This is a genomic window from Azospirillum brasilense (assembly GCF_005222205.1).
GTDB classification, from domain to species: Bacteria; Pseudomonadota; Alphaproteobacteria; order Azospirillales; family Azospirillaceae; genus Azospirillum; species Azospirillum brasilense_G.
This window is the reverse complement of record NZ_CP032346.1, coordinates 999,076-1,013,539: the sequence shown is the minus strand read 5'-3', so window position 1 is coordinate 1,013,539 and position 14,464 is coordinate 999,076. Positions and strand designations below refer to the sequence as shown.

The 14,464-nt window shown below is 72.0% G+C and carries 12 protein-coding genes; 8 read left to right on the top strand and 4 right to left on the bottom strand.

The genetic code is table 11. The features are described 5' to 3' along the window. The first annotated feature begins 148 nt into the window (after positions 1 to 148). The 3 genes from D3869_RS33460 to cueR all read left to right on the top strand — a co-directional run bounded on the left by D3869_RS33460 (position 149) and on the right by cueR (position 3,264). Positions 149 to 355, top strand: a complete 207-nt coding sequence (locus D3869_RS33460) for a heavy-metal-associated domain-containing protein (RefSeq protein WP_137141392.1) — start codon at positions 149 to 151, stop codon at positions 353 to 355. A gap of 78 nt (positions 356 to 433) precedes the next feature. After that, positions 434 to 2,833 carry a heavy metal translocating P-type ATPase gene (locus D3869_RS18680; protein WP_137141391.1) on the top strand — a complete coding sequence of 800 codons (2,400 nt, stop codon included), beginning with the start codon at positions 434 to 436 and terminating at the stop codon, positions 2,831 to 2,833. A gap of 11 nt (positions 2,834 to 2,844) precedes the next feature. Further along, positions 2,845 to 3,264: a Cu(I)-responsive transcriptional regulator gene (cueR, locus tag D3869_RS18675; RefSeq protein ID WP_175426526.1), complete on the top strand. Its 420-nt coding sequence runs from the start codon at positions 2,845 to 2,847 to the stop codon at positions 3,262 to 3,264. A 103-nt stretch (positions 3,265 to 3,367) separates the two neighbouring features. On the opposite strand, the gene D3869_RS18670 is transcribed toward cueR, so the two are convergent. Both D3869_RS18670 and D3869_RS18665 read right to left on the bottom strand, forming a co-directional pair. Next, positions 3,368 to 4,345 carry an NAD-dependent epimerase/dehydratase family protein gene (locus D3869_RS18670; protein WP_137141389.1) on the bottom strand — a complete coding sequence of 326 codons (978 nt, stop codon included), beginning with the start codon at positions 4,343 to 4,345 and terminating at the stop codon, positions 3,368 to 3,370. 18 nt (positions 4,346 to 4,363) lie between these two features. Continuing rightward, on the bottom strand, positions 4,364 to 5,029 hold the full coding sequence (locus D3869_RS18665) for an ABC transporter substrate-binding protein (protein ID WP_247895781.1): 666 nt from the start codon (positions 5,027 to 5,029) through the stop codon (positions 4,364 to 4,366). 171 nt (positions 5,030 to 5,200) lie between these two features. On the opposite strand from D3869_RS18665, the gene D3869_RS18660 reads away from it, so the two are divergent. Both D3869_RS18660 and D3869_RS18655 read left to right on the top strand, forming a co-directional pair. After that, positions 5,201 to 6,295: a sulfotransferase family protein gene (locus tag D3869_RS18660; protein WP_137141388.1), complete on the top strand. Its 1,095-nt coding sequence runs from the start codon at positions 5,201 to 5,203 to the stop codon at positions 6,293 to 6,295. Positions 6,296 to 6,411: 116 nt separating this feature from the next. After that, positions 6,412 to 7,437, top strand: coding sequence for a hypothetical protein (locus D3869_RS18655; RefSeq protein ID WP_247895780.1), 1,026 nt, complete (start codon positions 6,412 to 6,414; stop codon positions 7,435 to 7,437). Here the strand turns inward: D3869_RS18655 and D3869_RS18650 are convergent. After that, positions 7,349 to 10,036 (bottom strand): MMPL family transporter, encoded by a 2,688-nt coding sequence (locus D3869_RS18650; RefSeq protein WP_137141387.1) that lies wholly within the window; start codon positions 10,034 to 10,036, stop codon positions 7,349 to 7,351. The genes D3869_RS18655 and D3869_RS18650 overlap by 89 nt on opposite strands. 172 nt (positions 10,037 to 10,208) lie before the next feature. Between D3869_RS18650 and shc the strand changes: the two genes are divergently transcribed. The 3 genes from shc to D3869_RS18635 are packed head-to-tail and all read left to right on the top strand — an operon-like array spanning position 10,209 to position 13,257. Next, on the top strand, positions 10,209 to 12,140 hold the full coding sequence (gene shc / locus D3869_RS18645; protein WP_175426525.1) for a squalene--hopene cyclase: 1,932 nt from the start codon (positions 10,209 to 10,211) through the stop codon (positions 12,138 to 12,140). 10 nt (positions 12,141 to 12,150) lie between these two features. Then, the gene (locus D3869_RS18640; protein ID WP_247895779.1) at positions 12,151 to 12,543 is read left to right on the top strand and encodes a DUF2141 domain-containing protein; all 393 of its coding nucleotides are present in this window, start codon (positions 12,151 to 12,153) and stop codon (positions 12,541 to 12,543) included. 9 nt (positions 12,544 to 12,552) lie between these two features. After that, positions 12,553 to 13,257 (top strand): hypothetical protein, encoded by a 705-nt coding sequence (locus D3869_RS18635; RefSeq protein ID WP_137141385.1) that lies wholly within the window; start codon positions 12,553 to 12,555, stop codon positions 13,255 to 13,257. On the opposite strand, the gene hpnH is transcribed toward D3869_RS18635, so the two are convergent. Then, the gene (gene hpnH / locus D3869_RS18630) at positions 13,198 to 14,325 is read right to left on the bottom strand and encodes an adenosyl-hopene transferase HpnH (RefSeq protein ID WP_137141384.1); all 1,128 of its coding nucleotides are present in this window, start codon (positions 14,323 to 14,325) and stop codon (positions 13,198 to 13,200) included. The genes D3869_RS18635 and hpnH overlap by 60 nt on opposite strands. Between the last annotated feature and the right edge of the window lie 139 nt (positions 14,326 to 14,464).

The window sequence follows — 14,464 nt, the reverse complement described above, 5'->3', positions numbered from 1 at the left end:
TTGGTTCCGGCGGTACCACGGCAGCGATGGGGGCAGCGATGGGGGCCGTGATCGGAACCATGATCAGAGCAGCGAATTTCCTCTTGACCTTCCAATCGTTGGAAGGCGGACGCTGACGGCAACACCACTTCGTGGGAAGGAGTTCGTCATGATTGCGTTCAAGGTTCCCGGCATGACCTGCGGCGGGTGCGCCGCCTCCGTCCGCCGCGCGCTCGGCGCCGTCGCCGGGGTCGAGGATGTGCGGATCGACCTGGACTCGAAGGACGTCCGCGTCGACGGGACGCCCAGCGCCGACGCGCTGCGGACGGCCCTGGACAAGGCCGGCTTCGAGGCCGAAGGGCTGCCGGCTGCGTAACGGGTTTCGGTGCCCTTGACCTTCCAGTCATTGGAAGCCTTATCTGGGGTGCCGGTTGACGACAAAGAAAGGACGATCATGTCCGCCACCACCACCGACCTCGACATCGGCATTTCCGGCATGACCTGCGCTTCCTGCGTGGGGCGGGTGGAAAAGGCGCTGTCGCGCCTACCGGGCGTCACCGGCGTGTCGGTCAACCTCGCCACCGAACGGGCGCGGGTCGCCTTCGCGGGTGACCCCGATCCGCGGGCGGTGGCGGAGGCCATCGAGAATGTCGGCTTCGAACCGCAGAGGCAGGAGTTCGACCTGACCGTCGGCGGGATGACCTGCGCCTCCTGCGTCGCGCGTGTCGAAAAGGCGCTGCTGCGCGTGCCGGGGGTGGAATCCGCCGCCGTGAACCTCGCGACGGAGCGGGCGCACGTCATTGCCTACGCCGGAACGGTGGACGCCGCCCGGCTGGCCGAAGCGGTGGAGATGACCGGCTTCACCGCCGCCCCCGTCGCCGATGCCGCATCCGCCGTGGCGGCGGAGGACCCGGCGCAGGACCGCAACCGGCGGGACCTTCACCATGTGCTGATCGCCGCCGCCCTGTCGGCGCCGCTGGTTCTCGGCATGGCGGGGGACCTGCTGGGGCTGAACCTGATGCTGCCGCCCTGGGCGCAATTCCTGCTGGCGACGCCGGTGCAGTTCTGGTTGGGCTGGCGCTTCTACCGGGCCGGCTGGATGGCGGCGCGCGCCGGGTCCGGCAACATGGATCTTCTGGTGGCGCTCGGCACCTCGGCGGCCTGGGGGCTCAGCGTCTACATGATGCTGACGGCGCTTCCGGGCCACACGCCGCACCTCTATTTTGAGGCGTCGGCGGTGCTCATCACCTTCGTGCTGCTCGGCAAGTGGCTGGAGGCCCGCGCCAAGGGCCGGACGGCGGCGGCGATTCGCGCGCTGATGCGGCTTCGCCCGGACACCGCCCGCGTCCGCCGCGACGGCGTGGAGGTGGACCTGCCCATCGCCCAGGTGCGCGTGGGCGACCGTGTGGCGGTCCGCCCCGGCGAGCGCATTCCCGTCGATGGGCGCGTCGCGGAGGGGGCGGGCAGCGTGGACGAATCCATGCTGACCGGCGAAAGCCTGCCGGTGGAGAAGGCGCCGGGCTCCCGCGTCACCGGCGGGTCGATCAACGTGGACGGGCTGCTGCTGGTCGAGACGGTGGCGGTGGGCGCCGAGACGATGCTCGCCAAGATCGTCCGCATGGTCGAGGGCGCCCAGGCGTCCAAGGCGCCGATCCAGCGGCTGGTCGACAAGGTGGCGGCGGTCTTCGTGCCGGTCGTGCTGGTCATCGCCGCGGTGACGCTCGCCGGCTGGTGGATCGGCACGGGGAACGTCGAGACGGCGATCATCACGGCGGTGTCGGTGCTGGTCATTGCCTGCCCCTGCGCGCTGGGCCTCGCCACGCCGACCGCGATCATGGTCGGCACCGGCGCGGCGGCCCGCCACGGCATCCTCATCAAGGACGCGGAGGCTCTGGAGCGCGCCCACGCCATCACCGCCGTCGCCTTCGACAAGACCGGCACGCTGACCGAGGGCAAGCCCCGCGTCACCGATCTGGTGCCCGCGGATGGCGTCGATAAGGCGGAGGTGCTGCGGTTGGCCGCGGCGCTGCAATCCGGCAGCGAACACCCGCTGGCCCGCGCGGTCCGCGACCGTGCGGCGGAAGGGGGCGTCCCGGCGGCGGCTCCGGAGGGCTTCAAGGCGCTGGCCGGGCGCGGCGTGTCGGCGACGGTGGAGGGCCGTGCCCTGCTGCTGGGAAGCAGCCGGCTGATCGCGGAAAGCGGCCTGTCCGACGCGGCGCTGGAGGCGCGGGGGGCGGCGCTGGAATCCACCGGGCGCACCGTGTCGTGGCTGGCCGAAACGGCGCCGGAGCGGCGGGTGCTGGGCCTCGTCGCCTTCGGCGACACGGTGAAGGAGAGCGCCCGCGCCGCCGTCCGCTCCCTGAGGGCGCAGGGGGTGGAGACGGTGATGGTCACCGGCGACGGCGCCGGGGCCGCCCGCGCGGTGGCCGCCGACCTGGGCATCGACCGTGTCTTCGCCGAGGTGCTGCCGGACGGCAAGGCCGAGGTGGTGACGACGCTGAAGGCGGAGGGCAAGGTCGTCGGCATGGTCGGCGACGGCATCAACGACGCTCCGGCGCTGGCCGCCGCCGATGTCGGAATCGCCATGGCGACCGGCACCGACGTGGCGATGCACACCGCCGGGGTCACGCTGATGCGCGGCGATCCGGCGCTGGTCGCCGGCGCCATCGACGTGTCGCGCCGCACCTACTCCAAGATCCGCCAGGGGCTGTTCTGGGCCTTCATCTACAATCTGGTGGGCATCCCGCTGGCGGCCTCGGGCCTGCTCAGCCCGGTGCTGGCCGGGGCGGCGATGGCGCTGAGTTCGGTCAGCGTCGTCCTGAACGCCCTGTCGCTGCGGGGGTGGAAGCCATGAGCGTGGGCGGCATGACCATCGGGGACGCGGCGAAGGCGTCCGGCGTCAACGCCAAGCTGATCCGCTACTACGAATCCATCGGCCTGATCCCCGAGGCCGGGCGGACGGCGGCGGGCTACCGCGTCTATTCGTCCAACGACGTGAATGTCCTGCGCTTCGTCAAGCGCGCGCGGACGCTGGGCTTCAGCATCGAGCGCATCCAGATCCTGGTCGGGCTGTGGCAGGACCGCAGCCGCTCCAGCGCCGAGGTGAAGCGCGTGGCGCTCGACCATGTGGCGGAGCTGGAGGCCAAGATCGCCGAGCTGCGCGCGATGAGCGACACGCTGAAGCACCTCGCGCACGCCTGCCATGGCGACGAGCGGCCGGATTGTCCGATCCTGCGGGATTTGGAGGAGGGTGGGGTGAGTTGCTGCCACGAGCCCCCTCCCTGACCCTCCCCCGCTGGCGCAGGGGAGGGGATGAACTCCCTCTCCCGCCCAGCGGGGGAGGGAAGGGGCCCGCGGCGCGAGCCGTGGGAAGGGTGGGGGCGAGCACCTACCCCAACGCCGCCCTCAAACTCGCCTCCAGCGGCCTGACCGTGTAGCCCAGCTCCCGCATCGCCTTGCTGCTGTCGAAGCCGCTGCCGCCCAGCGCCAGCCGGACGCCCGTCACCGACGCGGTGGGCGGACGGCGCGTCACATGGTCGGACAGCCATTCCTCCACCCGCGCCGCCGCCAGCGCCAGGGCGGGCGGCACGGGGCGGCGGCGGACCGGAACCCTGCCGCACAGCCGGTCGATCCGCTCCGCCAGATCGCCCAACGCGATATCCATTCCCCCCAGGATGTAGCGCTCGCCGACCCGCCCACGCTCGGCGGCCAGGATCATGCCCTGCGCCACGTCGCGCACGTCCACGAGATTCAGCACGCAATCGAGGATCAGCCGTGGCCCGCCGCGCCGGAACAGGCGCAGCATGGCGTTCGGCGGGGTGGGCAGCCGGTCGCCGGGGCCGATGGGCGCCGTGGGGTTGACCACCACCACCGGCAGCCCCCGCGCCGCGGCGGCCAACGCGTCCTGCTCCGCGAGATACTTCGACCGGCAGTAGGGACCGGCCAGCGCCTCCAGCCCCGGATCGGCGCGCTCGTCCAACCGTTCGGGCAGCCGGCGGGACGGCGGATGGCCGATCATCACGGCCTCGGTCGAGCAATGGACGAAGCGCCGCAACGCCGGCGCCCGCGCCGCCGCGTCCAGAACCACCATTGTGCCCTGCCGGTTCACCCGGTCGAAGACCGTCGGGTCGCGGTCCCACAAGGTCGCCACGGCGGCGAGGTGATAGACCCGCTCCACCCCCTCGAGCGCGCGGGCCACCGTCGCCGCGTCGAGGATGGAGCCGTGCCGGACCTCGACGTCCGGCGGCAGGCCGTCCAGCGGGTCCTGGAGGTCGAGGATGCGCACCCGCTCGCCCCGCGCGGCCAGCGCCGCCACCAGATGCCCGCCGATGAATCCGCTGCCCCCGGTGACGAGGGTGATGCCCATGCGCCTCCGCCTCCGCCTCTAGGCCCCGCCGAGGATGCGGTCGGCGTTGCTGTTGAGGTCGCGCGTCAGGGCGGCCAGCCCGCCGCCGCGCAGCGTGTTCTGGAACTCCGAGCGCTGGGTGGCGAGCTGGCTGACCGTGCCCTTCGCCAGAACGTCGAGGATGCGCCAGCGGTCGCCTTCCGGACGGAGCAGGTAGCTGAGCCGCACCGGCGTCTTGCCCGCGCGCACCAGATCGGTGTCGACCAGCAGCATCCCGCGCGGGGCGGGCCGCTCACCGACGATCTCGAGCCGCTGGCCGTCGTAGCTGTCGAAACGGTCGACGTACTGCGCTGCGCTGCGCCGGGCGAAGGCGTCCAGCGCCTGCCGCTTCTCCGGCTCCGCCGACTGGTCGAAATAGGGGGCGGCGGCGACGCGGAGTGCGGCTTCCAGATCGAAGGTGTCGAGCATCACCGGCAGGAAGCGCTGGAGCCGCGCCCGTGCCGGCTCGCGTCCCGCGGCCTCCCGCATCAGGGAGAGGATGGCCTCGTTCAGCCGCGCCACCGTGGCGCGGGCGCCCGGCGTGGTGCCGGCTGCCGTGCCGGGCGCTTGCTGCGCCACGGCGGGGACCGGCAGCAGGCCGGCGGCCAGGACGGCCAGAGCCAGCGCGGCGCGCATCCAGGCCCGGCGTGAGATGGAACCAATCATCGCGGCGTTCCCATCCTCCTGCATTGGTCGTGGAAATCTGCCCGTTCGGGGCAAGCGGATTCAACCGTCCGTATGGGATGTAACAGCGTCCGGGCCGGTCTATCCTCCTGCGCGGCGCTGTCGAAGGGAGGTGTCCGGATGGGTGGACCGGCGAAGGGACGAGAGGGGTGGATGCCGATCCCGGACCATCCGCTGTATGGCTGCGACGCCATCACCCTGCTGACCGTGCTGGCGCGCAACGGCGGGCCGCGCGGGCGCGGCTGGCCGACGGCGCTGGCGGCGCTGGCCTCGGCGCTGGGGCGCGCGCCCTTCTCGCTGGCCGAGGCCGGGTGGGTGGCGGCGCGGCGGCGGACGTCCGCCGGCCTGCCGCCGCCGGTCTTCATCCTCGGCCATTGGCGCAGCGGCACCACCCACCTCTACAACGTGCTGAGCCGCGACCCGCAATTCGGCATCATCGACCCCTTCGCGGTCGGCCTGCCCTGGGACATGCTGGGGCTGGGCTCGGTCCTGCGGCCGCTGCTGGCCCGCGCCCTGCCGGAGCGGCGCTACATCGACAACGTGCCGGTCAAGGCCGACAGCCCGCAGGAGGACGAGATCGCGCTGGCGAACATGTCGCCGGTCTCCTTCTACCACGGGCTCTATTTCCCGGAGCGTTTCGACGAGAACCTGCGCCGGGGACTCTACTTCGACGGCTGCACGGCGGCGGAGCGGGAGGCCTGGAAACGCCGCTTCCTCTATTTCCTGGAGAAGGTGTCGATCGCCCAGGGCGGGCGCTGCATCCTGCTGAAGAATCCGGTCTACAGCGCGCGGGTCGCCATGATGCGGGAGATCTGGCCCGACGCGCGCTTCATCCACATCCATCGCGACCCGCGGGCGGTGTTCGTGTCGACGGTGGGCTTTTACCGGACGCTGCTGGCGCGGCTGGCGCTCCAGCCCCATGAGCACATCGACGTGGAGCGGGTGGTGCTGGACCATTACCCGCGCATCATGCAGGCGCTGATCGACGACACGGCCGACCTGCCGGCGAACCGCTTCGCCGAGGTGCCCTTCGAGCGCTTCGAGCGCGCGCCGCTGGAGGAGGCGGAGCGGCTGTACCAGACGTTGGAATTGCCGGGCTTCGCGGCGGCGCGCCCGGCTTTCGAGGGGTATCTGGGGGCGGTGAGCGGCTACGCGAAGAACCGCCACCGCCTGTCCGACGAGGGGCGGGAGCGGGTGGACCGCGAATGGGCGCCCTTCGTCGCGCGCTGGGGGGCCGGTGTGGCGTGAGAGGCGTGGGATGGCGGAGTTTTGCCCCCACCCTGACCCTCCCCCGCTTCGCAGGGGAGGGAATATCGCCCTCCCCTGCGAAGCGGGGGAGGGAGGGGACCCGCGAAGCGGGGAGGGTGGGGGCGATAACCGTTCTGCTCATCACTCTCCTCACCCACCCCGCCCAATCCGCCTGCCGCACCGTTTCCGTCACCGCCGACGGCGCCCCCGTCACCGGCATCGAGGACATGGCGCTCGACGCCGCGCGCGGTCATGCGGTGCTGTCCGCCTACGACCGCCGTGCCGGAACCGTGGGGGGGCTCTATCGGCTGAACTTGCGATCCCTCGACGCGCCGTCCGTCGCCGTCACCCCGCTCGCCACCGGCCTGCGCCCGGCGGGCATCGACCTGCGCGCGGAACCGGATGGCGCGCGCTCCCTGCTCGCCATCAGCCGCCACGAGGACGGGTCGGCGACGGTCGAGCGTTATCGCCTCGACGGCGTTACCCTGACCCACCAGGGCACCAACGCCGGCCCGCTCCTCTGCCGGGCCAACGACGTCGCCTTCCTCGACGGCGACCGCTTCCTCTTCACCAGCAGCCATGGCGGCTGCGGCTGGAGTGCCGTGATCGAGGACAACGTCCTCGGCGGGCGCCACGGCTTCGTCGGCCTCGTCGAGAACAACGGCGCGCGCGTCCTGATCGGCGGGATCGGCTTCGCCAACGGCCTGTTCCCCGAGCCGGCCCACGACCGGCTGACCGTCGCCGCCACGCGGGAGGACGCGCTGCTCGTTTACCGCCTGTCCGATCCGCAGGCGCCGCCGCAACGCATCGCCGTTCCCGGCGGGCCGGACAACCTGACGATGGCCCCGGACGGCCGCCTGCTGGTGGCGCTGCACCCATCGCCGTTCCGGCTGGCGCTGCACCGCTACGGCTGGCCGGGAGGGGCGGCGGCGCCGACCCGGATCGCGGCGCTCGGCCCCGCCGGGACGGAGATCCTGCTGGACGGGGACGGGCGGCGCTTCCCCGCCGCCACGGTCGCCCTCTCGTGGAACGGGCGGCTGATCATCGGCTCGGTCACCGCGCCGGGACTGCTGGTCTGCGACGCAGCCGCCAACGGTGCCACAGGATCATCAGCGCCGGCAGAACCACCAGCGACGAGATGACCGTGTAGGTGATCGACACCGCCAGCAGCACTCCCATGCTGGACAGCCCGCGGTGGTTGGACAGCGCCAGCGTGGCGAAGGCGGTGCTGGTGGTCAGCGTGCTGACCAGGACGGCGCGCGGGGTGCTGGTCACCAGAAGCTCGATGCCGAAGGCGCCCTCCGACGCGCCCTCCCGCACCAGATCCTGCCCGCGGGTGACCATGTGGATGCTGCTCGACACGCCGAGCGCGAAGAGCAGTGGGATGACGATCACGTTGGCGAAGTTGAAGGGGATGTCCAGCAGCCCGGCGGTCGCCATGGTCCACAGGGCGGCCAGGACCAGCGGCGCCAGGATCAGCACCATCCCGGTCACCGAGCGCTGGACCGCGACCAGCAGAAGCACCATCAGCACCAGCGTCAGCGCCGTCGCCTCCAGGAAGGACGAACCGACGACGCGGGCCGCCTCCGTCACCGTGACCGGCGCGCCGGTGGCGTTGGGGGCCACGGCCAGCACCGCGTCGGCGAAGTCGGCCATGTCCCGGCTGTCGGAGATGTCGTGGGTGGGCAGCACCTCGACGCGGGCGCGCCCGTCCGCGGCGATCCAGCGCGCCTTCAGGCTGTCCGGCACGTCGGCGGCGGTCACCGGCCGCTCCACCGCCATGCCCTCGCGCAGCCGGTCGAGCAATGGCGGCACCCCTCCGGTCAGCGCGCCATTGAGCGTGGCGAGCTGCGCCGGCTGGATGCGGGACAGGGCGTTGCCGAAGCCCTGCACGGCGGCGCGCAGTTCGGGCGGACCGTCGCGCTTGTCCGCCAGATATACTGCCACCACGCCCTTCAGCGCGGCGAAGGCCCGCTCCAGCGCGCCCTGGTCCAGCGCCGCCGACTCCACCGGGGCGGTCAGGCTGGGGCCGAGCAGCAGCGACAGGTCGGCCAGGATGGGCAGCTTGGCCTCCTGGTCCTTGGGGATGAAGCTGGCGTAGGTCCGCACGCCGCCGGATTCCGGCAGGGCCCGCAGCCGGTCGGCCAGCGCCTGCGCCGCCGCGAGGTCGGGCGTCAGGATGTTGACGGAATAGGGGGAGGTGCGCGGGGTGGTCGCCAGATCGCGGTAGGTGGCGACGGCCTCGGTCGTCTCGTCTTGGAGGTTCAGCGGGTTGACGTCCAGCCGGACCAGCGGCAGCGCCGCCATGGAGAGGACGGCGCTGGCTCCGGCCAGGGCGAGGATGGCGCGGTGGTGGCGGCTCACCCAGCCGGCGAAGCCGCGGTCCTCGCGCTCCGGCGCCGGAACGCCGGGGCCGGGGCGCAGCAGGACGATCAGGGCGGGCAGCAGGCTCAGGCTGATGAGCAGGGCCACCAGCATGCCGACGGCGGAGATGACGCCGAACTCCGCCAGCCCCAGATAGGCGGTCGGCACGAAGGACAGGAAGCCGATGATGGCGCACAGGGTGCTGAGCACCAGCGCCGGGCCGACCGCCCGCACCGCCTCGATGGCGGCGGCCAGCGGCGGCAGGCCGCGGCGCAGCTCCTCCTGGTAGCGCAGGCCGAGATGCCCGCCGTAATCGTCGCCCAGCCCGAAGAACATCACCGCGCAGGTGACGGAGATCAGGTTCAGCCGCCCCACGGTCAGCGCCGCCGCCCCGGCGCTCAGCGTCAGGCCGAGCAGCAGGACCACCATGATGCAGGCGATCAGCCGCCCCGACCGCATCCCGGCGATCAGCACCGCCGAGACCAGGATGAAGGACAGGATGGTGGCGATGCCGGCGCTGTTGGCCACCGTGTCCAGCTCCGTCTGGCGCAGCGGCACGGCGCCGGTGACCCGCATCTCGACCCCTTGCCCGACCGGCTCCGCCATCACAGCGCCGATGGCCTCGTGCACCGCGGTCACCGCGGGCCGCCCGCGCCCGAAGGAGCTGTTGTCGAGGATGGGCCGGGCCAGGACGAAGCGGCGGTTGGCCGCCCGGTCCTCCTCCTCCGCGGCCTGTACCAGCCCGGTCCAGGACAGCGGCACCGGACGCCCATCCGCCACCGTCGCGCTGCTGACCGCCAGCCGGTTGAGCAGTTCGGCGGGGGTGGCCGGAGCGCCCTCGTCCGCGTGGGTGAGGATCAGGTCCAGCAGGTCGGCCAGCCCCTGGAGGTTCGGCGCGGCGTTCAGCGCGCCCAGCGCCGCCTGCGCCCCGGCCAGCCGGGTCGCCAAGTCCTGCAATTTTTCCGTGTCGAGAAAAAGCAGCCCGTACCGGTGGAAGTATGGATCGGCGGACGGCACCTCCACCGCCGACAGCACGTCCGTACGGGCGGACATGCGTTCCGCCAGACGTACGGCGGCGGCGTCCGACTGATCGGGGGAAGGGCTGTCCACCACCACGACGATCTGGTCGTCGGCGAAGGGAAAGGCCTGCCGGTACTCCTCCGTGTGCTGACGGAAGGCGGTGTCGGGCGAGATCATGTCCGACGTGCTGGTGCTCATCGTCAGATTGTCGGCGGAATACCAGCCCGCCAGCACCGTCATCAGCACCCAGAGGGCCAGCGTCACCTTCGGCCTCCGGCAGGACAGGGCGCCCAGGCCCCCGATCATGGCGCGGCCGAAGTCCGCCATCCGGCCCAGGACACCTTGCCGTTCTGTCACGCTGTACGTCTCCCTAGAAAGCGTACGCAGTCTGCCAGGACAACCTTTGGCACCCAACGTACGCTACTGTATGTTACTTCCAACCAATGGGCGAACCGCGGCACCTCGTTACCCAGATACCTCCACCATGGGAAACACCCATGGAGAACACCGGGGCAAAGCGGGAGCGCCGATGCAAGACCACAACGCAAGCACAACCTTGCGGGTCCAACGGGCCGAGCCGTCGGCCAAGGCCGTGAGCGGCGCCGTGGCCGAGGCCACGGACGCCCTGATCCGCCGCCAGCAGGCCGACGGCCATTGGGTGTTCGAGCTTGAGGCCGACGCCACCATCCCGTCCGAATATCTGCTGCTGCACCACATCCTGGACGAGATCGACCCGGAGCTGGAAGCCGGGCTGGCCGCTTTCATCCGCGGGCGGCAGGGCAAGGACGGCGGCTGGCCGCTGTTCTTCGGCGGCGCCATGGACATCAGCTGCAGCGTGAAGGCCTATTTCGCGCTGAAGGCGGCGGGGGACAGTCCCGAGGCGCCGCACATGCGCCGCGCCTGCGAGGCGATCCTGGCGCGCGGCGGCGCGGCGCGCTGCAACGTCTTCACCCGCATCCTGCTGGCCCAGTTCGGGCAGATTCCCTGGCGCGCCGTGCCGGCGATGCCGGTGGAGGTGATGAACCTGCCGCCCTGGTCGCCCTTCCACATCTCGCGCATCTCCTACTGGTCGCGGACGGTGGTGGTGCCGCTGCTGGTCGTCATGGCGCACCGGCTGCGCGCCCGCAACCCGCGCGGAATCGGCATCGCGGAGCTGTTCACCGAGCCCCCGGAACGGGTGCGCAACTGGCACAGCAACAACAGCCGCGGCGGCTGGGCCACGCTGTTCCGCGCGCTCGACGCCGCCCTGCACGCGGTGGAGCCGCGCCTGCCCGCCAACGGGCGCCAGACGGCCATCGACCGCGCGGTGCGCTTCGTCACCGAGCGGCTGAACGGGGAGGACGGGCTGGGCGCCATCTTCCCGGCGATGGTCAACGCCGTGCTGATGTTCCACTGCCTGGGCATGCCGCCCGACCATCCCGACGCGGCGACGGCGCGCCGCGCGCTGCGCGGGCTGGTGGTGCGGCAGCCGGGGCGGGTCTATTGCCAGCCCTGCCTGTCACCGGTGTGGGACACCGCGATCATCTGCAACGCCCTGCTGGAGACCGGCAGCCCGCTCGCCCGCGCCGCGGCCCGGAGGGGAGCGGATTGGCTGGTCGACCGGCAGATTTTGGACGTGGAGGGCGATTGGGCGTGGCAGCGTCCGGGGCTGGCGTCGGGCGGCTGGGCCTTCCAGTACAACAACCCCCATTATCCGGACACCGACGACACCGCCATGGTGGTGATGGCCCTGCAACGGCTGGACGCCGAGCGCTATGGCGAGCCGATCCGCCGCGCGCGGGACTGGATCGTCGGCATGCAGAGCCGCAACGGCGGCTGGGGCGCCTTCGATGCCGAAAACCAGCACGATTTCCTCAACCACATCCCCTTCGCCGACCATGGCGCCCTGCTCGATCCTCCGACCTCCGACGTGACGGCCCGCTGCGTCATGATGCTGGCCCGGCTGGGCGAGGGGCGCGACACCCTGCCGACCCGCCGCGGCCTGACCTTTCTGGAGCGCGAGCAGGAGAGCGACGGCGCTTGGTTCGGGCGCTGGGGCACCAACTACGTCTACGGCACCTGGTCGGCGCTGGAGGCGCTGAACGCCGCCGGCGTGCCACACGCGGCACCGGCGGTCCAGCGCGCCGCGCAGTGGCTGCTGGTCCACCAGCGCGCGGACGGCGGCTGGGGCGAGGACGGCGCCAGCTACTGGGCCGGCAACCCGCGCGGCGAGGGACCGGTCTCCACCGCCTCGCAGACCGCCTGGGCTTTGCTCGGGCTGATGGCCGCCGGCAAGGGCAACCACCCGGCGGTCGACCGCGGTATCGACTATCTGCTGGCGGCCCGCAACGCCGAAGGGCTGTGGAGCGAGGATCCCTTCACCGCTGTGGGCTTCCCCCGCGTCTTCTACCTGAAGTACCACGGCTACGCGGCGAGTTTCCCCCTGTGGGCGCTGGCCCGTTACCAGGCCCTGAGACCCTGATGGGGCGGGCGTGAGAGGAGCGGCGGTCCTGGCCGCGGCCCTGGCCGTGACCGTCCAGGGCGTGCGCAACGGCGAGGGGGAGGTCGTCCTTGCCGTCTGCGAGGAGGCGGCCTACCCGGCGGGGCGCTGCGCCTTCCGGGCCACCGCCCCGGCTGTGGAGGGGTCGGTGCGCATTGCCGTTCCCGACCTGCCGCCGGGGACCTACGCGCTGCGCGCCTACCACGACGAGAACGGCAACGGCCGGTTGGACCGCAATCTTCTGGGCGTGCCGCGGGAGGGCTTCGGCTTCGGCAACGACGCCCCCGTGCTTCTGGCGCCGCCGAGCTTCCGCGACGCCGCCGTGACGGTGGGGGCGGAGGATGTGGAGACGGCGTTGACGCTGCGTTACTGGGTATCTCCGTAGGGAGGCGTGATGACCGCCGCGATCCTCACCGGCATGGCGTTGGAAGCCCGTCTGGCCCGGCGCAGCGGGCTTCCCGTCGCCTGCGCCATGGGGGACGCCGCCGCCGCGCTGGCGGCGCATCGGTTGCTGGAGGGGGGCGCCGGCGGGATCGTCAGCTTCGGCATCGCGGGGGGCTTGGCGCCCGACCTGCGGCCCGGCTCGCTGGTCCTGGCGACGGCCGTCGTCGATGAGGACGGCGCCGTCTTCGAAACGTGGCGACCCTGGCGGGACCGCCTCCAGAGCGCCTTGCCGCTGGCGCGCTCCGCCTTGGTGGCGGGCGCCCGGATACCGGCGGCGACGGTCGGGGACAAGGCGCGGCTGCGGGCTCTGACCGGCGCCGTGGCCGTCGATCTGGAAAGCCTTGCCGTCGCGCGGGCCTGCCAGGCGTGGGGCCGGCCCTTCGCCGTCCTGCGGGTGGTCGCCGATCCGGCGTGGCGGGCGCTCCCCAGGGCGGCGCTGGCCGGGCTGGACGGGGCGGGGCGCATGGCCCCCGGCGCCGTGCTGGCGCGCTTGGTCGCCGACCCCCGCGAACTCGTCGCGCTGGGCCGGCTGGCCTGGGACCTCGGCCGCGCCCTGGCGTCACTGCGCGGCGCCGCCCAGGCCATTCCGACGGATTTACTCGGCGGCGGTCCGCTCGGCCTCGATCCGGCGCAGCGTGTCCGCGACGTGGCGTGAGAAGACCTCCTCCGCCGGGCGCTGGCGGTCCAGCGGGATCTCCGGCGCCATCGGCCCCTCCGTGCGCGGTCCGCGCAGGCTGACCGCCAGCGCCGACAGAGGATTGCGCAGCGTGTCCTCCACCGCGGTCGGCTCATAGCCGCTATGGACCATGCAATCGGCGCATTTCTCGTAATTGCCGGTGCCGTAGGCGTCCCAGTCCGTCTCCTCCATCAACGCCTTGAAGGTCGGGGCGTAGCCCTCGCCCAGCAGATAGCAGGGGCGCTGCCAGCCGAAGACGTTGCGCGTCGGGTTGCCCCAGGGCGAGCAGCGGTAGCTGCGGTTGCCGGCCAGGAAATCGAGGAACAGCGACGATTGCGAAAAGCGCCATTTCCGGCCCCGCCCCCGCGCGAAGACGTCGCGGAACAGCTCCTTGGTCTTGCGGCGGTTCAGGAAATGCTCCTGGTCGGGCGCGCGTTCATAGGCGTAGCCGGGCGACACGGTGACGGCGTCGATGCCGGCCGCCATGACCTCGTCGAGGAAGGCGGCGACCTTCTCCGGCTCCGCCCCGTCGAACAGGGTGCAGTTGATGTTGACGCGGAAGCCCCGCGCCTTGGCGGCCCGGATCGCCGCGACGGCGCGGTCGTAGACGCCCGGCTGGCAGACCGCCTTGTCATGCTCCTCCCGCCCGCCGTCGAGATGGACCGACCAGGTGAAGAAGGGGCTGGGGGTGAAGCGGTCGAGCCGCTTTTCCATCAGCAGGGCGTTGGTGCAGAGGTAGACGAACTTGCGGCGCGCCACGATGCCGGCGGCGATGGTGTGGATATCCGGATGCAGCAACGGCTCGCCCCCGGCGATGGAGACCACCGGGGCGCCGCATTCGTCCACCGAGTCCAAAGCTTCCTCCACCGACAGGCGGCGGCGCAGGATGGGGTCGGGATAGTCGATCTTGCCGCAACCCGCGCAGGCGAGGTTGCAGCGGAACAGCGGCTCCATCATCAGCACCAGGGGGAAACGCCGGTTGCCCTTGAGGCGCTGGCGCAGCACATAGGCGCCGACGAGCGCCGCCTGGATCGCGGGAACGGCCATGGCTACGCCTCTCCCGGACCATGGTGGATCGCCGTCTGGTGGATCGCCGTCATTCGCTCATCCCTGAAATTGCATCGCGCTCCAGTTTGGAGCGTCCGGGGACGCACGGCAGGTAGCTTACTGTATGATACGTGCCGCG